This window comes from Nonomuraea sp. NPDC059007, assembly GCF_042740555.1.
Lineage (GTDB): Bacteria > Actinomycetota > Actinomycetes > Streptosporangiales > Streptosporangiaceae > Nonomuraea.
In genome coordinates, this window is record NZ_JBHYJD010000019.1 from 75,587 (window position 1) to 94,772 (window position 19,186).

Below are 19,186 nucleotides of genomic sequence, written 5' to 3' on the forward strand. Positions count from 1 at the left end.
CGCGCTCCCCGGGTCGTGAGCCGGTCAGCGGGAATCGATGCCCGATCCGGTTGAGGATTGGACAGATCCGCGACCGGCATGCCCAAGCAATCTCGTGGCGTGCACGATCGTGACGAGCGCCGAGGAGGCATTCGTGGAGCTGGAGAGCGGCAGCACGCCCCCGAACTGGACGGGGACGGACTACTCCTGGAAGAGATCCGCCTTGATACAGTCCGTGGCTTCCAGGTGGGAGGCCAACGGGTAGAAGGTGGCGTGTCGGCAGGTATAGGTGCCGGCGTCGCCGTACCAGACGATCACTGTGATGTCCTGAAGTCCGTTGCCCGCGCAGTTCTCCGCGCTCAGCCACCCCTGACCGAACTCGCCGGTCACGCAGATGTATCCGCCTGTCGCCTGGGTGCTCGGTGCGGTGAGCATGGCCGCGCCGAGGACTGCGATGCACCATCCGACCATGCTCAGACGGTAAGGCCGGCGTGTTCGTCCTCCCAGAGGCATTCGTCACCGGCCACCCGTGTGTTCCGCACACTTATGCTGAGTCCCACTATGTGGGGAAGAATCGACGGCCTCAGGGTGCTGGATCTCGGCACCCCCGGCCCGCTGCGCGCAGAACTCAACGGCCTGGTCCTGTCCGGCGCCAAGACCGCCACGGCCGGGCTCCTGGAGTCCGACTACCGCGCCGAGGGCGAGGACCTGGAGCATGTTGGCGAGCACCTGGTGCTGGTCGACGACCACGGCGGCCGGGTCGGCGAGGTGTCGGTGACCTCCGTCGAAGTGGCGACTTTCGCTGCCGTGACCTGGGAGTTCGCGCAGGCGGAGGGCGAGGGGTTTCGCTCGGTCGAGCACTGGCGCGAGGTCCATCGCCGCTACTGGGCGGGGGAGGGCCAGCAGGTGGACGACGACACGGCGGTCGTCTGCCTCTACTTCCGCTTGGTCACTGCTTCTTAGGCCAGTTGTCCTCTGGCGACACGAAGCTGCCCCGAGCTGGAACGGTATAGATCCAGCCCTCTTCGCGCAGCAGTGCCATGGCTCGTCTGACCGTTTCGCGCGCCACCTCGTACTGCTGCTGAATGGTCGACTCGGCCGGGACCGGCCTGCGCGGCTGAAGCTGCCCGGACGTGATCCGCTCCCGTAGGTCATGCGCGATCTGCCGGTAGAGCGGCGTCTTCCGTGCTGCACGAGGCGCATCTTCCGGCGCTCCGACGAACGTTCCCTCGCCTTGGACCGTGTAGATCAGCCCTTCCTCGCGCAGCATGTGAATCGCCCGCCGCGCTGTGGTCCTGGCCACGCCGAACTCGTGCTGGATGTCGGCCTCACTCGGCATCGGCTGCCCGGCGGTGAGCTCCGCGGCGCGGTGGCGTAGAACCTCCGCGATCTGGATGTAGACGTGGGTGTCACCGTCGTAGTCGATCACATCCGCAAGATAGACGAACAGGTACGAGCCCTCACATAACGCTCCTACTAGTTAGGCGACTGGCAAGTTCTAGTAGACGGAGCGATACAACTAGACGTATTCTTTCAGTGTGCCGGAACAGCAGTGCATGTCACCTCATCCGGCTCCCGCGCAGCCCCGGGCGTGGAAGATCGACTGGGAGGTTGCCGTCCCACGGGCGGATCGGGTGCGCGTCATAGCGCATACGTGCTGCTGCTGGACGGTGTACTACGAGCTCTGCCAGGGCGGTGGGTTGCGTTTCATACGGCGATACATAAGGAGAAGGAAGCGGGTGATCATGCATGAGTCGACGTGGCTTCCTGCGGCGAAGACGAATGAGATGTGGATACGGCTCCTGTGTGGGGAAGCGCGCTGACTTGAACGTGGAAAGGATCGCGCTCTCAGGGGGTCCACGTACTGGGGATACTGGCTACCGATCCATGTTGACGGGCCACTTCATGGGGTTGGCGACGTAGGTGCCTCGGTAGGGGACGGTGAACACCCATCCCTGCTCACGCAGCAGTGTGACTGCTCGGCGGACCGTGACCTTGGCCACGCCGTACTGCTGCATCATGATCTTCTCGCCGGGGATGGATCGGTTGGGCGTGATCTCACCGTGCTGAATGCGCTCGGCCATCTCTTCCGCGATCTTCTGATAGATCGGTGATTTGTGGCGCTGTCGCGGCACGCCTGGCTCGCCGACGAAAGTGCCCTCCCCCTGGATCGTGTAGACCGTGCCCCGCTCGCGAAGCTCCCGGGCGACGCGTCTCGCGGTGGTCCTGGCGATGTTGTAGCCGCTTTCGAGGCTGGCCTCGCTTGGCACGGGGGCCCCGGCGGGGAGTTCGCCACTCTCGATCTTCTTAAGAATCTCGTCGGCCACCTGCTTGTAGATCGGCACAGGCCCGTGTCGGTCAAGCTCGATCGGTTCGTAGGACATGTATGCACACTAAGACTTTTAGATACGTCTGGCTAGACGTATGGATACGTATGATTGCACGATGTTAGACGAGCGGTGCCGGATCCTCTCTTCCCCTTAGGTTCCGGTGCGCCATGGGTTGGGATTGCGACCCATGGGGCGGTCGCGGATGGCGTCCAGCCGCAGAGACGCCGTTCGCGGCTGCCGAGGGCTTCTCGACGTGCCCCCGGAGCGGCTCCGCCGAAGGTGTCGCTGAGACTCGGACTCTCGGCTGTCGCCGGGGTCTGTAATGGGGGGCGGAAGCTTGCGCAGTTGCGACAACACTGACGTTGTCGCGCCTGCGGCAGCGGCGCCGAACCCCGGCCAACGGGCGCCCGGCTGCTGGGTGGGGAGCCCTCGGACCCTCCTACGCTGCTCCGGAACCCATGCCATCCCCTTGGGTTTCCGGAGCGCCATGGGTCATCTGGATGGGACCCATGGGTGGTCGCGGGCGGTGCTCCGCCGCGGGGGATATCGCCCGCGATCACCGAGGGTTTGCCAGGTTGTCCCCGCGGAGCGACTCCACCGAAGGCTCCGCGGGGGCTCCCGGGCAACTGCTGAGAGGTTGGACTTCACGCGGTTCGCCAGACGTGACGCGCCTGTAGACCTTCAAGGTCCGGCGCGCACCATGGGCCATTCTCGACGGCTCATGGGCAGTCGTGGGCGGGCGCCCAGGCCCGGGGCCGCCTGCGGCTGCCGCAAACGGCCGCACGCTCGGGATTCCCGGTCGCGCGGCCAGGCGCCGCTGGCCTACGTGGAGGGCCGGGGGCTGTCGGAAACAAGGACCACGATCACCTGCCCGGCGCCGTGGCGCTGGTGCTGGTACAGGCCGAGGGCTGCGTCTCTCCCTCGGCCGGGTGGAGCTGGTCCCCGCAGGTCATCCCAGCATTGCAACCCCTGCGGGGACCCCGCCCTTTGAGGCTCTCGGGCAGAGACTTCGGTTATGTCCCCCTCCCTGTCCGAGGCAGATCTGCCGTGTGCGCGTCTCAGCGCAGTGGGATGCGCACACGGCGGTTCACTTTGGTGCGTGGCCTCTGCTGCGGGAGCCACGCCGCCGAATGGCGCTACGGCGCCGTCGACTGGCGTGGCCTCGGCCTCCCTCCCTGCGTTGCCGGGGCCACGCCTTTCGCCTTGTCTCCGGGCTGGGCGCCTTCCGCCGGGGAGTCGCGCGCCCAGCTCGGTTCGCGCGCGGGATGACGCCTGCGTCTCGCGCCGGGGCCCCGTGGGCGGGTCTGGGGTCGCTCACGGGTGTCTCCGCTCGGGGTCCTCAGGTTCGTCCGCGGAGAGCCGCCTAGCGCGGTGGAAATGAGCACCGGGTTGGGTGACGAGTTCCTGGACCAATTCGAGGAGGGCACCGGACAGGTTCGTCCGGGTCGTGTCGGAGTGCGTGCTCATGGTGCTGTGGACGGCACTTGTGTGAGCTACTCGTCGCGTTCGAGCGCGTCGGTGGTGAAGATGTACCGCTTGAACCAGTGGTGCATCTGGCGTTGCAACGATCGGTCGCCTTGGACGGTGACGTGTGGGTGGCGCAGGAGTTGTGCCCAGGAGTGCTGGCCGAGCCACCATCGGGTCAGCTCGGCGGTGGGTGCGGTGAGCCATATGTCGACCGGTGCGCCGGTGTCCTCGCGGCACAGGTTGACGCTGGTGCGGGACAGGTGCAGCCAGAAGTGGCGGTCCGGCGTGGGTCGGTCGACGAACTCGATCGCGAGGATGACGGTGTGCGCGGGTAGGGCCGTGTGGTCGATCCGTCGATGCATGTCCCACGTCAGTGTGGCGGTGTCGAGGTGCCCCTCGGCCAGGGCGGCGTTGTCGGTGGCACTTGCCCAGCGGGCCAGCTCGCGTACGACCGGGAGGAGTGCGGTGCCGGCCGCGGTGAGCCGGTAGCCGCCGTTGACGACATCGACGACCCCGGCGGCGCGCAAGCCGCGTAGGCGGGTGGACAGGGTGGCCCGCGGGATGCGCGGCAGGCCACGGCAGATGTCGGTGAATGTCGTGGTGCCGAGCAGTAGTTCGCGCACGATCAGTAGGGTCCATCGTTCGCCGAGGACCTCCAGGGCCCGCGCCACCGCGCAGAACTGTCCGTAGCCGTTCACCGGAACATCGTAGGCGCCGCCGGTTCAGCTTTTGAACTGGAGCCGGACGCCAGGCGGACTGATGATCATCGGTATGGATATCAACGACGGCGTCCTGGCGGCGATCGGCAACACGACACTGGTTCGGCTGCGCCACGTCGTGCCGGCCGACTGCGCCACGATCCTGGTCAAGATCGAAGGGCAGAACCCGACCGGGAGCATGAAGGACCGCATGGCGCTGGCCATGATCAGCCGCGCCGAGCAGGACGGCAGGCTGCGACCCGGGGACACCGTTGTCGAGTACACCGGTGGCAGCACCGGCGCGGCGCTCGCACTGGTGTGCGCCGCCCGGGGTTACCGCCTGCGCGTCGTCACGTCCGATGCCTTCAGCGACGACAAGCTGACCCAGATGGCGGCCTTCGGCGCCGACCTGACGGTCCTGCCCAGCGTCGGCGGCCTGGTCACCAGGGGCCTCATCGAGCGCATGATCGACACGGCGCGGACGATGAGCCGTCAGCCCGGCACCTACTGGACCGATCAGCTCACCAACACCGACAGCATCGCCGGCTACCACCCGATGGGTAGCGAGATCTGGGACCAGACCGCCGGCCGGGTCGACGCGTTCGTCCAGTCGATCGGCACCGCGGCGTCGCTGCGTGGCGTGGCCACGGTGCTGCGCCGCCACCATCCCGGGATCACCATCGTCGCCGTCGAGCCCGGCGAATCCGCGGTGCTGTCCGGTGGGGGAGCCGGTGCCCACGCCATCGAAGGCATCGGGATCGGATACACGCCGCCGATGTGGGACCCCGAGATCGTGCACGAGATCCTGGCCGTCTCGACACCTGACGCGCAGGCCATGGCCCGGCGCCTGGCCCGCGAGGAAGGGCTGTTCACCGGGACCTCCTCCGGCGCCAACGTCGTCGCCGCGATCCGGGTGGGACAGCGACTCGGGCCGCACGCCCGCGTCGCCACCCTCCTCGTCGACTCGGGTCTCAAATACCTCAGCACCACCGTCCACCGGCGCGCCATCAGCCCACCCGGCCACTCCAAGGGATCGACCTGAACGACCGGAGCATGCAAGCCTCGCCGGACGATCCGCTGCAGCTTATGCCCTTCCGGGCCCGTGAGCGCTTGCCGGAGCCGAAAGCGTGCCCAGGGGTGCCAGCGGGCCGGAAGCGTTGGCAAGGCATGGCACTGAGGGTGCGAGGGCACGCAAACCGAGCGCTACCAGGGTGGCTGCGGCGGGGTTGCGAGAGGGTGCGGTGCTCGTGGCAGGACCGACCAAGGATTTGCGCGGGGGAGTGCTCGCGGGCGCGCGCGGCGAGGCTCGGCGCGCGGGGTGCTTCAGGGGAAGCGCGGCAGTCCGGCGAGGCTTGGCGCACGGGGGCGCTCGCGCGGGTGGTGGTGGTGCGCGGGTGGGGTGGTGCGCGTGAAGGGTGCGCGGGTGAGGGGGTGCTGGGGGTGCTCACGGCATGGCCGGCGAGGGTGGTGCGCTGGGCGCTGCGTCCGCGGTGGGGGGTGCGGGGGCGCTGCGCGGGTCTTGCCGAGGGTCTTCGTGCGCGGGGGTCGTGGTGTGCTTTGACTCCCGGGTGTGGCGCGCGTGCCGTTCAGTTGTGGGTGCGCGAGGGGGCGCTCGCGCGGGTGTTGCGGGATTGCACGAAATCCTGACGTCCCGCCGGTACGGCCGGCGTTTCGGCTAGGCTTTCAGCCTGGGTACGCGGACCGGTTGGTTGGACAGGACCTCGTGCTGCAGGCGCTGGAGCTGGGTCGATGGTTCCAGGCCCAGTTCCGTGTGCAATGTCGACCGAATCTCTTGGTATGCCAGCAAAGCGTCACTTCGCCGTCCGGCGTGATTCAACGCGGAAATCAGCTGCTCATGCAACCATTCATTGAATGGGTACTCAGCTATCAGCTCGCGCAGCTCCCCGATGAGTTCCACGTGGCGGCCCAATTGGCTGTCCGCTTGGATGCGTAGTTCGATCGCGCGTAGGCGTTGTTCCATTAGGCTTTGCGCGTGCGTCGCCAGAATGGTGCCTTGCGGGACATTCGCCAGCGGTAAGTCGGTCCACAAATTCAGCGCTTGGTGCAATATCGGCGCCGCCTCTGCGGCGCGGCCCTGCTCCAGGTGCGTACGGCCTCGCGTGACGAGTGCCTCGAACTTGTCTGCGTCCAGCGCCCCCGCGGGGAGCCGGAGCATGTAGCCGGGCCACTTGGTGACGAGGAGTTCCTCGTCGGTGCCCGACCGGTCGCGGTCGATGAGTTTCCTGACCTGGTAGATGTACGTCTGCGTGGTCGTGACCGCGGTCCTCGCGGGGTTGTCGCCCCACAATTCCTCGACCAGGGTCTCGATGGGGACGACGCGGTTGGCGCGCAGGAGCAGCAGCGCCAGCACGCGCAGGACTTTGGGCGGTGTGGGTGTGCATACACGGCCGTTATCAAGGACTTCCAGTGCCCCCAGAACTTTGAACTCCAGCATTTTACCTACCCCGTTGAATGCGGATCGAAGCGCATGGAGACGGGCGGAGGCAAGCCGCCGCCCATCTTCGATTTGGCATGGGAGTTGACTCAGAATAAGCAGACCCGGCAAGGAATGGCAACGGTCGAAAGTCTGGTTGCGCTGTCAATTCCGTGTTGGTATTGTCTGCTCCCCGATTCACTTGGTGAGCACGAGGGCGGCGTTGAAGCCGCCGAATCCGCGGGCCACCACCAAGGCTGTGCGCAGGGTGCGCTCGCGGGGCCGCCCGAGGACGAGGTCGAGACCGAGAGATCGCACGGGGTCTGTCGTTCCCACTGTCGGCGGAATCACACCATCACGCATGCTCAGCAGGGCTGTTGCGACGTCTAATGCCGCGCCACCGGCATAAAGACGGCCGGTCATGGTTTTGGGCGCAGTAACCGGCACTTTGTGGGGACCGAAAACGGCGTTCAGGGCGTCCGCTTCGGCCCGGTCCGCGTCGGGCAGGCCCATGGCGTCGGCGAACACGACGTCGATCTCGTCCGGACGCAGTCCCGAGTCCTCCAGGGCCAGCGTGATGGCGCGGGCGAGCGTCGGTGGGCGCTCCCGCTCCGGGGGAGGATCGAAAGTCGCGGCATATCCGGCTATATAGCCATAAATCGGCTCGCCAGGATCGCGCCCACTGGCACCGCGTTCACCGTCGATGCGCTCGACGGTGAACATCGCGCCGCCCTCCCCGGGCACGTAGCCACATGCCTTCTCGTCAAACGGCACATAAGCCCGAGAAGCCTCGGATTGGGTGCTCAACCCGCCGTTGGACAGCTGGGCGACCAGACCGTAGGGGCACAGGGAGGCGTCGGTACCCCCGACCAACGCCAGCCGGGCCCCCGAGCGCAGCATCCGCCGCGCCTGCCCGACCGCGTCCAGTCCGCCCGCCTGTTCGGTGGCGATCGCCGCGCAGGGTCCACGCATCCCGTTGCGGATGGAGATCTGTCCCGTGGACGCCGCGTAGAACCACGCGATCGACTGATAGGCGCCCACGTGGTCGGGCCCCTTGCCCCAGAGCCCGGTCATCTCCTTCTGCCCGAACTCCGTCCCGCCGGACGAACTCGCGGTCACGACGGTCATCTCGTACTCGGGCAGGTCCGCCGGCCGTACCCCCGCGTCGGCGAGGGCGCGGTCGGCGGCCACGAGGCCCATGTGGGTCCAGTGGTCGGTCTGGGTGGTGATCCGGCTGGGCAGCAGTTCGCGCGCGGTGAACCCCCGCACCTCGCCGGCCAGCCGCGCCGGGTAGGAGGCGGGGTCGAACCTGGTGATCGGGCCGATGCCGCTGCGGCCGGCGAGCGTGGCCGCCCAGTACTCTTCGGTGGTGGTGCCGTTCGGCGCGACCACGCCGATGCCCGTGACGCCGAGGCGTTCCCTCACGAATCTCCCTTCTCGTGCTTGGCCAGCACCATGGCGGTCTGGAACCCCCCGAACCCGCTGCCGACGCTCAGCACCACGTCGGTCCTGTGGTCGCGGGCCGTCAGCGGTACGTAGTCCAGGTCGCATTCCGGGTCGGGGTGGTGCAGGTTCGCCGTGGGCGGGACGATCTGGTGCTCGATCGCGAGGGCGGAGGCGGCGACCTCGATCGCGCCGATCGCCCCGAGCGAGTGTCCGACCATGGACTTGATCGAGCTGACCGGCACTTCGTAGGCGTGTTGCCCGAGGCTGCGCTTGAAGGCGGCGGTCTCGTGGCGGTCGTTCTGCTTGGTCCCCGAGCCGTGGGCGTTGATGTAGTCCACGGCGGTGGGGTCGAGCCGGGCCTCGCCGAGGGCGACGGTGATGGCCTCGGCCATCTCCCTGCCGTCGGGCTTGAGCCCGGTCATGTGGAAGGCGTTGCTGCGCGCGGCGTATCCGGCCACTTCGGCGTAGATGTGCGCGCCGCGCGCCCGTGCGGCTTCGAGCTCCTCCAGCACGAGTACGGCCGCGCCCTCCCCGAGCACGAACCCGCTGCGCGTCCGGTCGAAGGGCCGGGAGGCGGCGGCGGGGTCGCTGGTGTCGGCGGTGGTGGCCTTGATGGCGTCGAAGCACGCGACGGTGATCGGTGAGACGGGCGCGTCGGTGGCTCCGGCGATCGCCACGTCCACCGTGCCTTCGGCGACGAGCTGCGCGCCGTACCCGACGGCGTCGAGCCCTGAGGTGCACCCGTTGGAGACGAGCTGTACGGGACCTTCGGCCCCGCTCTCCCAGGCGACCTCGACGGCCAGCGTGCTCGGCACCATGTGCCCGTACAGGTGGGGCACGCCGTACTCGTGGTCGAGCAGCCAGCGCTTGCCGGCGTCGCTGAGCACGACGTACTCCTCTTCGAGGCTGACCGTGCACCCGACGGCGCTGCCGAGGCTGACCCCGATCCGGCCGGGGTCCACCTCCGGCAGGCCGCTGTCGGCCAGTGCCTCGCGGGCGCTGACGACGGCGAACTGGGCGGCGCGGTCCATCCTGCGTACCTGGCGGGCGGTGAGCCCCGCGGCGGCGGGGTCGAAGTCGACCTCGGCGGCCAGCGGCGAGCGGAAGGCGCTCGCGTCGAAGGCCTGGATGAGGCGGGTGGCGGAGCGTCCGGCGGTGAGCATCTCCCAGGTGGCCTTGGTGCCCACACCCCCCGGTGTGACCATGCCGATCCCGGTGATCACGACCCGGCGTCTCACAGTCGCGCCCCGCCTACCTGGGGGGAGGACTCGTGAGCGTGGGGCGGCTCCTCGGTGTCGACATGGCCGAGTTCCGGGCGGGGAGCGAGCGGGCTGAGGTGGAAGACGGCCTCTCCTTCCTCGGCGCCGGTGTTGACGAGCCGGTGCCTGGCGCCGATGGGCACCATCAGGCCGTCGCCGGGGCCGAGCTCGACCGACTCGTCCTCCACGCGCATGGTGAGCGTGCCGCGGACGACGTAAAGGAACTCCTCGGAGTGGGGATGGTAGTGCTCGGCCACGAACTCGCCGGGCGCGAGCCTGAGCACCCCCATGAAGCCCGAGGTGCTCCGCACGGTCTTCGGGCTGAGCAGGACCCGGATGTCGCCGCCTCTGCGCCTGTTGGGGACGACATCACTAGCGGTGATCTTCATGCCCGCAACACTGCCAAAGCCCGTTGGTGCGGACTTCCAGGCCCAGTCGAGAGGCGTTGGTTAGCGCCTACAGTGTTGCGTATGATCCGCCGAATCCCGATGGACGTCGCGCAGGTGGTGGCGGTCATCGCGGTCACGATCGTGGGGACCGCCTTCATCGCGCGGGAGTCGCCGCCCGGCTCGCTGCCGCTGTGGCTGGGCTTTCTGCTGCTGACGGCGATGTCGCTGCCGTTGCTGCTCCTGCAGAGGGCGCCCGCGACGGCCGTGGCGGCCGTGGTCGCCGGTGCACTGGTATACCAGGGTCTCGACTTCCCCGGGGGAGCGTCGACGATCCCGCCGTCGATCGCGTTGTTCACGGTGATGAGCGCCGGTTACCGCAGGCTCGGGGGAGCGGGCGCGCTGGTCTGGCTGGTGGGCACGCTGATGCTGGGCTGGTTCGGCACCCGCCCGCCGGGAGTGCAGGGGACGGTGTGGTTCGTGACCTGGCTGGTCGCGATCCTCATCCTGGGCGAGATGTCGCGTAACCGGCGCGAACAGCTGATCGCCGAGCGCGAGCGGGTCGCCCAGGCCGAGCGCGCCCGCGAGGAGGAGGCCAGGCGGCGGGTGACCGAGGAGCGCCTGCGCATCGCCCGCGAACTGCACGACCTGCTGGCCCACAGCATCTCGGTGATCAACCTGCAGGCGGGCGTCTCCGAGCACCTCATCGACCGCGATCCCGAGCAGGCCCGCCGGGCGCTCGGCGACATCCGCCGGGTGAGCAAGGAGGTCCTGGTGGAGCTGCGGGGCGCGCTCGGGGTGCTGCGCGACGTGGACGAGGGTGAGGAGCCGCTCGCGCCCGCACCGGGCATGGACCGCCTTCCCGAGCTGGTACGGCGGGCAAGATCCGGCGGCGTCGAAGTGGATCTCACGTTGCCCGCCGACTGCCCCGCACTCCCGAAAACCGTGGATCTAGCGGTTTACCGGATTGTTCAGGAAGCTCTGACCAATATCATCAAACATGCCGGGGCGGCCCGCGCCGAGGTGTCGGTGCGCTGCTCGGGCGGCGAGCTGCTGGTGGAGGTACGCGACGACGGCGTGGGCGGCACGCCCGGGGAGGGGAACGGACTGGTGGGCATGCGCGAGCGCGCGGCGTCGCTCAACGGCGCCTTCGACGCCGGTCCCGCGCCCGGCGGCGGCTTCCTGGTGGCGGCCCGGCTGCCGGTGAGGGGGCTGGCGGCGTGACGGGTGGAGGGCCGGCTCTGGGTGAGGGGGCTGGCGGCGTGATCAGGGTGGTGCTGGCCGACGACCAGCCGCTGATCAGGGCGGGCCTGCGGGCGCTGCTGCACTTCGAACCGGACATCGAGGTCGTCGGCGAGGCCAGCGACGGACGTCGCGCGCTGGAACTGGCCGCCACGTTAAGACCCGACATCGTCCTCATGGACGTGCGCATGCCGGAGATGGACGGCATCGAGGCCACCCGCCGCATCGCCGAGAACCCCCGCCTGGACGGGGTGCGCGTGGTCATCCTGACCACCTTCGAGCTGGACGAGTACGTCTTCAAGAGCCTGCGCGCCGGCGCCAGCGGCTTCCTGGTCAAGGACACCGAGCCGGCCATGCTGCTGCAGGCGATCCGGGTGGTGGCCGGGGGCGAGGCGCTGCTCACCCCCGGCGTGACCAGGCGCCTGATCGACGAGTACGCCGCCAAGTCGACGGAGGACCGTCCGACGCCCGAGCTGGACGTGCTGACCGACCGCGAGCGCGAGGTGGTCGCGCTGGTCGCCGCGGGCCTGTCCAACAAGGAGATCGCCGAGCGCATGGTGGTCAGCCCGGCCACCGCCAAGACCCACGTCAGCCGGGCCATGATCAAGCTGAGCGCGCGCGACCGGGCGCAGCTCGTGGTGATCGCCTTCGAGTCCGGCCTGGTCACGCCCCGCAGAAGGCTCTGAAGAACCTCACCAGGTCACGGGCAGCTCGGGCAGGCCGCGGATGAGATGCCCGCCCTGCGGACGCAGCTCCTCCACCGGTACGGCCAGCCGTACCGTGGGCAGGCCACGCAGCATCCCGGCCAGCGCGATCTCCAGCTCCAGCCGGGCCAGGCGCGCGCCCAGGCAGTAGTGCATGCCGTGGCCGAAGGTGAGGTGGGGGTTGTCCTCGCGGCCGACGTCGAACACGTCCGGGTCGTGGAAGACGCTCGGGTCCCGGTTGGCCGAGGAGATCGCGGGCAGCACGGCCTCGCCGGCGGCGATGGTCACGTTGCCCAGCTTCACGTCCTCGGTGGCGATCCGCAGGAGGCCGCCGCCGGTGGTGAGGGCGTTGTAGCGCAGCAGCTCGTCCACGGCGGACGGCAGCAGGCCGGGGTCGGCGCGCAGCCGTTCCAGCTCGGCGGGGTGGCGGAACAGGCACAGGAACGACAGCGCGATCTCGCTGGCGGTGCTGAGGAAGCCGCCGGTCAGCACGGTGGCGCCGAGCATGACCAGTTCGTCCTCGCTGAGCCGGTCACCGGAGTCGCGCATGGCGATCAGCTCGCTGACCAGGTCGTCGCGCGGGTCGGCGCGCCGGTCGGCGATCAGCCCGGCCAGGTAGCGCTTGAGCTCGGCCCGGGTGGCCGCGACCTGCTCGGGCGGGTACTGGGTGAGGCTGAGCAGGACGTCCACGAAGCCCGCGATGGTGTCGCGGTCGGCGGCGGGCACGCCGAGCAGCTCGCAGATGACGGTGATCGGCAGCCGCCTGGCGAACAGCGACACCAGGTCGGCGGGCGGCCCGGCCTCCTTCAGCGCGGCGACGAGCAGGTCCACCTCGCGCTCGATGACCGGGCGCAGCGCGGCGGTCCTGCGGTTGTTGAAGGCCGGTGAGACCAGCCGGCGCAGCCGCGTGTGCTCGGGCGGGTCCATGCTGAACATCGAGTTCGGGTCCGGCGGGATCGGCTGCAGGCGGGGCGCGCCCGGCCGGGTGGTGTGGGCCCGGCTGAAGCGCTGGTCGCCCATCACGGTCTTGTTGTCCTCGTAGGTGGTGACCAGCCAGGCGGTGTCGCCGGTCGGGAAGGTCACCTTGCTCACCGGCTCCTCCCGCCTGAGCTGCTCGAACTCGGGCGCCGGCTCGCCGGGGCAGCGGGGGACGAAGGGGAATCTGCGCATCCCCCAGCCATACCGGGCGGCCGTCGTGCGGACGTTGAGCGGCGCTGGAGACGACTCGGGCACCAAGGAGACACAAACCCGGCACAAGATCCGGGTGCCAGCATCGCTGCCGACGGACCGGCCCCCGAGCGACGGGAGTGGATGCCCATGGCGCCATCGCTGCTTCCCTGGCGACAGCCGCGCTGGTTCAGCACGCTGTTCATGACCGACCTGTGGGAGCGATTCAGCTTCTTCGGGATGATGGCCATCCTCTTCCTCTACGCGACCAGTACCGACGGGCTCGGCATGCCTCCCGGCAGCGCGGGCGCCCTGGTCGGGCTCTACATCTCGGCCACGTTCGTCGCCTCGGTGCCGGGCGGCTGGCTGGGCGACCGGGTCTTCGGGCCGCAGCGCGCGGTCCTGTTCGGCGCGATCCTCATCGCCTGCGGCCACCTCACGCTGGTGGTCCCGGCCGAGGCGACGTTCTACCTCGGCATCACGCTGATCGCGGCCGGTACCGGCCTGCTCAAACCCAACCTTTCCGCGCTGCTCGGCTCGTTCTACCCGCCCGGCCAGGCGGCCGAGCGGGAGGCGGCGTTCTCCGTCTTCTTCGTCAGCATCCAGGTCGGCGCGCTGCTCGCGCCGCTGATCACCGGCTTCGTGGGCGAGACCGTCGACTGGCACCTCGGCTTCGGCACGGCCGCGATCGGGATGGGCATCGGCATCGCCGTCTTCGCCCGGGGCCGCAGGCACTTCGGCGAACTCGGGCGCGAGCCCGGCCAGCCCGCCGATCCGGCCACGCTGCGCCGGTTGCGGCTGTGGAGCGCCGTGGTCGTGGCCGTCGTGGCGGCGGGGCTGATCGCCGCCGCCGTCCAAGGGGTGCTGCGGGTGGAGGTGCTCGTGGCCGTGGTGGGTCTGCTGGTGCTCGTCGCGCCGCTGCCGTACTCGCGGATGATCCTCAAACGGGCGTCGGCGGACGAGCGGGTACGGCTGCGCGCCTACGCCTGGGTCTTCCTCACCACGGCCGTGCTGTTCCTGCTGGTCAGCCAGAGCAACTCGGTGCTCAACCACTTCGCCGCCGTCTCGACCGACCGGCAGGTGGGCGGGTTCCTGGTGCCGGCGAGCTGGTTCCAGTCGCTGCATCCGCTGTTCGTGCTGCTGGCCGCGCCGGTGCTGGCGCGGGTGTGGGGCGGGCCGGCGGGGCGGCTGGCCGTACCGGTGAAGCTGGCGGCTGGGCTGGTGATCGCGGCCGGCAGCTTCCTGCTCATGGTCTTCGCCGCGCAGAGCCCGGCGGCCTCGCCGCTGTGGCTGGTCGTGGTCTACCTGACGCTGTCGATCGCCGAACTGATCATCGGCACGGTCGGGCTCGGGGTGACCGCCATGGTCGCGCCGGCCGGGGCCACCAGCCAGCTCATGGGGCTGTGGTGGCTGGCCGGGGCGGTCGGCGCCGTCGTCGGCGGCCAGCTGGCGCGGCTGGCCATGCCCGGCGGCGCCGGACCGCAGGCCGCGCAGGGCCCCGGGCCCGGCTACTTCCTCGTGCTCACGATCCTGCCCCTTCTCGTCGCGGCCGCGCTCGCGCTGGCCCGCACCCGCATCGCCGCCCGGTTGCGACCGGGCCCCGCAAACCCGTCCTTCCAGCTCACCACCGATGGAGGTCCCGTATGACCAGCGAGATGACCGCGCCCGCCGTCAGCGCAGAGCCGCTGTGGCGCCTGGGCACGGCCTACTTCAGCCGCAAGACGGTGCTGACGGCGGCCGAGCTCGGCGTCTTCACCACCCTGTCCGGCGCGCCCGCCTCGTCCGACGAACTGGCCAAACGCCTGGAGCTGCATCCACGCGGCGCCCGCGACTTCTTCGACACGCTCGTCGCGCTCGGCGTGCTCAGCCGCGACGGGGAGATCTACCACAACACCCCGCTGGCCGAGCACTACCTCAACTCCGACCGCGCCTCCTACGTGGGCGCCTTCCTGAACGCGGCCGACGCCCGCTGGAACCAGCTCATCGACGCCCTGCGCACCGGCGAGCCGCAGAACCGGTGGGGCTCCGGCGCGCAGATGTTCACCGAGCAGTACCGCACCACGGCCGCCTGGCGGAACTTCACCGCCGGCATGGACTACCTCAACGGCATGATCGGCCCGGTGCTGGCCGAGGCGTTCGACTGGTCCACGGTCACCTCGGTGGTCGACGTGGGCGGGGCGCGCGGCAACCTGGCCGCGGCGATCCTGCGCGGCCACCCGCACATCGAGGCGGGCGTCATGGACCTGCCCGGCGTCGAGCCGGTCTTCCACGAGCACATGACCCAGCTCGGGCTCTCCGGGAAGATCACCTTCCACCCGGGCAACTTCTTCGAGGACCCGATGCCGGGCGCGCAGGCGCTGGTCATGAGCCACGTGCTGCACGACTGGGGGGTGAGCGAGCGTGAGCAGCTCGTGGCCGCCGCCTTCTCCGCGCTGCCGTCCGGCGGCGTGCTGCTGATCTGCGACCCGATGATCGACGACGATCGGCAGGGCCCGGCGGGAGCGCTGCTGACCAGCCTCAACATGCTCATGGTCACGCCGCACGGCTCCGAGTACACGCGTGCCGACTGCCGCTCCTGGCTGGAGAAAGCCGGGTTCACCGGGCTGACCGAGGCCGAGCTCGGCACGCACAACACGCTCATCACCGCCCGCAAGCCATGAGCGAGACCGAGGTCCTGATCGTCGGCGGCGGCGTGGTCGGCCTGTCGGCCGCCGCCTTCCTGGCCTGGCACGGCGTCTCCTGCCGGGTGGTGGAGCGCCGCGCCGACCTGTCCATCCATCCGAGGGCGCGCGGCTTCAACCCGCGCGCGGTCGAACTGCTGCGCCAGGTCGGCCTGGAGCCGGCCGTACTGGAGGCCAGCAAGGGTTTCGCCGGGCACACGATGCGGGCCCGCGTGGAGAGCCTGACCGGCGAGGAGATGTTCCGCGCCGATCTGCCCACCGCCACCGACCTCGACCGGCTCAGCCCGTCGCCGTGGGCGCTGTGCAGCCAGGACCGGCTGGAGCCGCTGCTGCGCGAGCACGCGGTGGCGCTTGGCGCGCGGGTCGACTTCGGCGTCGAGCTGTCGGCCTTCGAGCAGGACGGCGACGGCGTCACCGCGACCGTACGCAGCCGCGGCGACGGCTCGGCGGAGCGGATCAGGGCCCGGTACCTGATCGGCGCGGACGGGGTGCGCAGCCGCGTCAGGCAGCGCCTCGGCATCGAGCTCAAGGGCACGCCCGCGCTGCTGCGCCAGCTCAGCATCGTGTTCAAGGCCGATCTGCGCGAGTACCTGGGCGAACGCCGCTTCGCCATCTGCCAGGTGGTCAACGACGCCGTCGAAGGGCTGCTCGTCCACGACGACACGCTCACGCAGGGAACGCTCTACATCCAGTACGACCCGGCCAAGGGCCAGAGCTCGGCCGACTACCCGTGGCCCCGCTGCGTCCAGCTCGTCAGGGCGGCGATCGGGGCGCCGGGACTGCCGGTGCGCATCCTCGACACCCAGTCGTGGGAGCTGTCGGCACTGTCGGCCACCCGGTACGGCGAAGGCCGCGTGTTCCTCGCCGGGGACGCGGTCCACGTGATGCCACCGGTCGGCGGCTTCGGCGCCAGCACCGGCATCCAGGACGCGCACAACCTGGCCTGGAAGCTCGCCCACGTGCTGCGCGGCAGGGCCGGACCCGAACTGCTCGACACCTACGAGGCCGAGCGCGCCCCGGTGGCGGAGTTCACCGTCGAGCAGTGCCTGCGCAGGGTCACCTCGGGAACCGGCTTCGGCCGCCCGGCCGCCGACGCGGGGCTGCTCGACGACCTGACGCTCACGCTGGGCTTCCGCTACGGCGAGGGCGACTACGCCGAACCGGCGGGCGAGCCGGGCACCCGGGCGCCGCATGTCCCGCTGGGCGACGGCCGCTCGACGCTCGACCTGTTCGGGCGGGAGCCGTGCCTGCTGACCGGGGACTCCGGTGAACGCTGGCGCGCGGCCGTACCGGATCTCGAGGTGCACGTCGTGCGGGCGCCGGAGTTCGGCGCGCGCTACGGCGTGGAGCGGGACGGGGCGGTACTGGTGCGGCCGGACGGGATCGTGGCCTGGCGCGGCAGCTCGCCCGATGAACTGCCGGACGCGCTGGCGCGCGTCCTGTGCCGGGCGACGCGGTGAGGGGAGTGGTCATGCACCTGCTGGAGCAGATCGCCAGGGCCGGAGTGTTCTGGATCTGGTTCCCGGTGCCCGAGGAGGAACGCGCGGAGGAAGAGGAGCGGCCATGGTGAACGCCGGGACCCGCCGCCAGGGTGTGGCGCTGCCGCTGGTCGCCGTGGCGCTGGCGCAGTTCCTGGCGATGGTGGACCTCAACATCACCGCGACGGCGATGCCCGCGATCGTGGGCGAGTTCGGGCGGCTGGACCTGTTCGCCTGGGTCACCACCGGCGCGGTGCTCGCCTCCACCGTCACCACCCCGCTGTACGGCAAGCTCAGCGACGTCCTCGGCCGCAAGCAGGTCTTCATCCTGGCGCTGGCCCTGCTGACCGCCGGGTCGGTGCTGTGCGCGCTGGCCCAGTCGATGCCGCAGCTCGTGCTGTTCCGCATCGTCCAGGGCGTCGGCGCGGGCGGCCTCATGGTCTCGGCCATGGCCATCTACGCCGAACTGCTCAGCCCCGAGCAGCGCATGCGCTACCAGATCTGGTTCGCCACCACGCTCAACGCCTCGGCGGCGATCAGCCCGTTCCTGGGCGGCCTCATCACCGACTGGATCAACTGGCGCTGGACGTTCTGGCTGACCGTGCCGGTGGCGCTGATCTCGGTCGCGCTCATCGCCAGGACCCGCCTGCTGCCCCGGCCCGAGACGCGGGTGCGCATCGACTACCTGGGCGCGGCGCTGCTCGGCGGCGTCTGCACCTGCCTGGTGCTGGTCAGCAGTTGGGCGGGCGTCGCCTACGCGTGGGGCTCGCCGGTCGTCGTCGGTCTCGGCGCCGCCGCGATCGTGCTGGTGATCGCCTGGCTGCGGGTCGAACGGCGGGCCGAGCAGCCGATCATCCCGCTGCGGCTCTTCCGCGACCCGGTGCTCGTCGTCGCGAACGTCCAGGGCTTCGTCACCGGTCTCACGATGTTCGCGGCGGTCACCTTCCTGCCGCTGCTCATGGTGGCCCGCGGCGAGTCGGCGACCGGGGCCGGTCTTGCGCTCATGCCGCTCACCGCCGGGTCGCTGATCGTCTCCCTGGGCCTCAGCTCGTTCATGGCCCGCGCCGGACGGCCCCAGCTGTTCGCCGTGCTCGGCGGCGTGCTGCTGACCGGCGGGCTGGTCGCGCTGGCGGTGGCGGAGGGGGCGGCGATGCTGGCCGGCGCGCTCGTGTTCGGCGTCGGGCTGGCGCTGATCTTCCAGGTCTACTCCGTGGCCGTCATGAACCACGCGCCCCGCAGGGACCTCGGCTCGGCGATCGGGCTGCAGTCGCTCAGCCGCCAGCTCGGCGGCACGCTCGGCCTGGCCGCGCTCAGCGGCGCCTTCCAGGCGCGGCTGGGGGCCGAACTGGCCGCCCGCGTGCCGGAGGACCAGCTCACCCGGGCCGTGACCGCCGCCGGCGACCCGGAGACGGTCAGCGCGCTGCCCGAGGCGCTGCGCACGGCGGTCACCGGCGGCTACGGCTCGGCGCTCACGCTGGTCCTGCTCGCCGCCGCCGTCTGCGCGGGCGTCGGGCTGCTGGCCACCCTTCTGCTCAAACTGCCCACCCCACCGAAGAAAGGGAGCGACCATGACCGTGTTCACCCTGGACGACCTGCGGCGCATCATGAGGGAGGCCGCGGGTGAGGGAGAGGCCGTCGACCTGGACGGCGACATCCTCGACACGCCTTTCGCCGACCTCGACTACGACTCGTTGGCCGTACTGGAGATGACCGTGCGCGTCGAGCGCGAGTTCGGCGTCAAGCTCGGCGACGACGAGGTCGGCGGCGTGAAGCTGCCGAGCGAGTTCATCGATCTGGTCAACAGCCGCCTACAGCCGGGGGAGTAGACGGCCGCGCCCACTGCGTCCGCCGGGGTAGGCGCAGAAGCCTCCCCGCGGCGGACGCCCCCTTCCGACCTGGACTGACAGGCTGGTGA

General features: G+C 70.1%; 18 protein-coding genes. 9 read left to right on the forward strand and 9 right to left on the reverse strand.

Annotated elements, in window-relative coordinates; translation table 11 throughout:
- Window positions 1-180: 180 nt before the first annotated feature.
- The gene (locus ACFWY5_RS29360) at window positions 181-450 is read right to left on the reverse strand and encodes a hypothetical protein (protein WP_379618149.1); all 270 of its coding nucleotides are present in this window, start codon (window positions 448-450) and stop codon (window positions 181-183) included.
- Between the two features lie 90 nt (window positions 451-540).
- Here ACFWY5_RS29360 and ACFWY5_RS29365 point away from each other — a divergent pair, with 90 nt between their 5' ends.
- On the forward strand, window positions 541-942 hold the full coding sequence (locus tag ACFWY5_RS29365) for an ASCH domain-containing protein (RefSeq protein ID WP_379635687.1): 402 nt from the start codon (window positions 541-543) through the stop codon (window positions 940-942).
- Here the strand turns inward: ACFWY5_RS29365 and ACFWY5_RS29370 are convergent.
- The 3 genes from ACFWY5_RS29370 to ACFWY5_RS29380 all read right to left on the reverse strand — a co-directional run bounded on the left by ACFWY5_RS29370 (window position 929) and on the right by ACFWY5_RS29380 (window position 4,474).
- The gene (locus tag ACFWY5_RS29370) at window positions 929-1,408 is read right to left on the reverse strand and encodes a GntR family transcriptional regulator (RefSeq protein WP_379635689.1); all 480 of its coding nucleotides are present in this window, start codon (window positions 1,406-1,408) and stop codon (window positions 929-931) included. The two genes, ACFWY5_RS29365 and ACFWY5_RS29370, sit on opposite strands and share 14 nt — an antisense overlap.
- A gap of 448 nt (window positions 1,409-1,856) precedes the next feature.
- Window positions 1,857-2,363: a GntR family transcriptional regulator gene (locus ACFWY5_RS29375; protein ID WP_379618155.1), complete on the reverse strand. Its 507-nt coding sequence runs from the start codon at window positions 2,361-2,363 to the stop codon at window positions 1,857-1,859.
- A gap of 1,439 nt (window positions 2,364-3,802) precedes the next feature.
- Window positions 3,803-4,474 (reverse strand): winged helix-turn-helix transcriptional regulator, encoded by a 672-nt coding sequence (locus ACFWY5_RS29380; RefSeq protein WP_379618157.1) that lies wholly within the window; start codon window positions 4,472-4,474, stop codon window positions 3,803-3,805.
- 73 nt (window positions 4,475-4,547) lie between these two features.
- Here ACFWY5_RS29380 and ACFWY5_RS29385 point away from each other — a divergent pair, with 73 nt between their 5' ends.
- Window positions 4,548-5,516 carry a PLP-dependent cysteine synthase family protein gene (locus ACFWY5_RS29385; RefSeq protein WP_379635691.1) on the forward strand — a complete coding sequence of 323 codons (969 nt, stop codon included), beginning with the start codon at window positions 4,548-4,550 and terminating at the stop codon, window positions 5,514-5,516.
- A gap of 633 nt (window positions 5,517-6,149) precedes the next feature.
- On the opposite strand, the gene ACFWY5_RS29390 is transcribed toward ACFWY5_RS29385, so the two are convergent.
- The 4 genes from ACFWY5_RS29390 to ACFWY5_RS29405 form a co-directional block, all read right to left on the reverse strand.
- Window positions 6,150-6,929: a BTAD domain-containing putative transcriptional regulator gene (locus ACFWY5_RS29390; protein ID WP_379618161.1), complete on the reverse strand. Its 780-nt coding sequence runs from the start codon at window positions 6,927-6,929 to the stop codon at window positions 6,150-6,152.
- 177 nt (window positions 6,930-7,106) lie between these two features.
- Window positions 7,107-8,333 (reverse strand): ketosynthase chain-length factor, encoded by a 1,227-nt coding sequence (locus tag ACFWY5_RS29395; protein WP_379635693.1) that lies wholly within the window; start codon window positions 8,331-8,333, stop codon window positions 7,107-7,109.
- Complete coding sequence (locus ACFWY5_RS29400; protein WP_379618165.1) at window positions 8,330-9,592, reverse strand: beta-ketoacyl-[acyl-carrier-protein] synthase family protein; 1,263 nt, start codon at window positions 9,590-9,592, stop codon at window positions 8,330-8,332. Before ACFWY5_RS29400 ends, ACFWY5_RS29395 begins: the two co-directional genes overlap by 4 nt.
- The gene (locus ACFWY5_RS29405) at window positions 9,589-10,002 is read right to left on the reverse strand and encodes a cupin domain-containing protein (RefSeq protein WP_379635695.1); all 414 of its coding nucleotides are present in this window, start codon (window positions 10,000-10,002) and stop codon (window positions 9,589-9,591) included. Before ACFWY5_RS29405 ends, ACFWY5_RS29400 begins: the two co-directional genes overlap by 4 nt.
- Window positions 10,003-10,083: 81 nt before the next feature.
- Between ACFWY5_RS29405 and ACFWY5_RS29410 the strand changes: the two genes are divergently transcribed.
- Both ACFWY5_RS29410 and ACFWY5_RS29415 read left to right on the forward strand, forming a co-directional pair.
- On the forward strand, window positions 10,084-11,223 hold the full coding sequence (locus ACFWY5_RS29410) for a sensor histidine kinase (RefSeq protein ID WP_379635697.1): 1,140 nt from the start codon (window positions 10,084-10,086) through the stop codon (window positions 11,221-11,223).
- 38 nt (window positions 11,224-11,261) lie between these two features.
- On the forward strand, window positions 11,262-11,927 hold the full coding sequence (locus ACFWY5_RS29415; protein WP_379635699.1) for a response regulator: 666 nt from the start codon (window positions 11,262-11,264) through the stop codon (window positions 11,925-11,927).
- A 6-nt stretch (window positions 11,928-11,933) separates the two neighbouring features.
- Here ACFWY5_RS29415 and ACFWY5_RS29420 read toward each other — a convergent pair whose 3' ends face one another.
- Entirely contained in the window at window positions 11,934-13,115 is a 1,182-nt protein-coding gene (locus ACFWY5_RS29420) for a cytochrome P450 (protein ID WP_379635701.1), read from the reverse strand.
- 147 nt (window positions 13,116-13,262) lie between these two features.
- Here ACFWY5_RS29420 and ACFWY5_RS29425 point away from each other — a divergent pair, with 147 nt between their 5' ends.
- The 5 genes from ACFWY5_RS29425 to ACFWY5_RS29445 all read left to right on the forward strand — a co-directional run bounded on the left by ACFWY5_RS29425 (window position 13,263) and on the right by ACFWY5_RS29445 (window position 19,097).
- Window positions 13,263-14,759, forward strand: coding sequence for a peptide MFS transporter (locus ACFWY5_RS29425; RefSeq protein ID WP_379635703.1), 1,497 nt, complete (start codon window positions 13,263-13,265; stop codon window positions 14,757-14,759).
- Complete coding sequence (locus tag ACFWY5_RS29430; RefSeq protein WP_379635705.1) at window positions 14,756-15,772, forward strand: methyltransferase; 1,017 nt, start codon at window positions 14,756-14,758, stop codon at window positions 15,770-15,772. Before ACFWY5_RS29425 ends, ACFWY5_RS29430 begins: the two co-directional genes overlap by 4 nt.
- Window positions 15,769-17,253: an FAD-dependent monooxygenase gene (locus ACFWY5_RS29435; RefSeq protein ID WP_379635707.1), complete on the forward strand. Its 1,485-nt coding sequence runs from the start codon at window positions 15,769-15,771 to the stop codon at window positions 17,251-17,253. The genes ACFWY5_RS29430 and ACFWY5_RS29435 overlap by 4 nt, the downstream gene beginning before the upstream one ends.
- 103 nt (window positions 17,254-17,356) lie before the next feature.
- Complete coding sequence (locus ACFWY5_RS29440) at window positions 17,357-18,895, forward strand: MFS transporter (protein WP_379635708.1); 1,539 nt, start codon at window positions 17,357-17,359, stop codon at window positions 18,893-18,895.
- Window positions 18,840-19,097 (forward strand): acyl carrier protein, encoded by a 258-nt coding sequence (locus ACFWY5_RS29445; protein WP_379618182.1) that lies wholly within the window; start codon window positions 18,840-18,842, stop codon window positions 19,095-19,097. Before ACFWY5_RS29440 ends, ACFWY5_RS29445 begins: the two co-directional genes overlap by 56 nt.
- The last annotated feature ends 89 nt before the right edge of the window (window positions 19,098-19,186 follow it).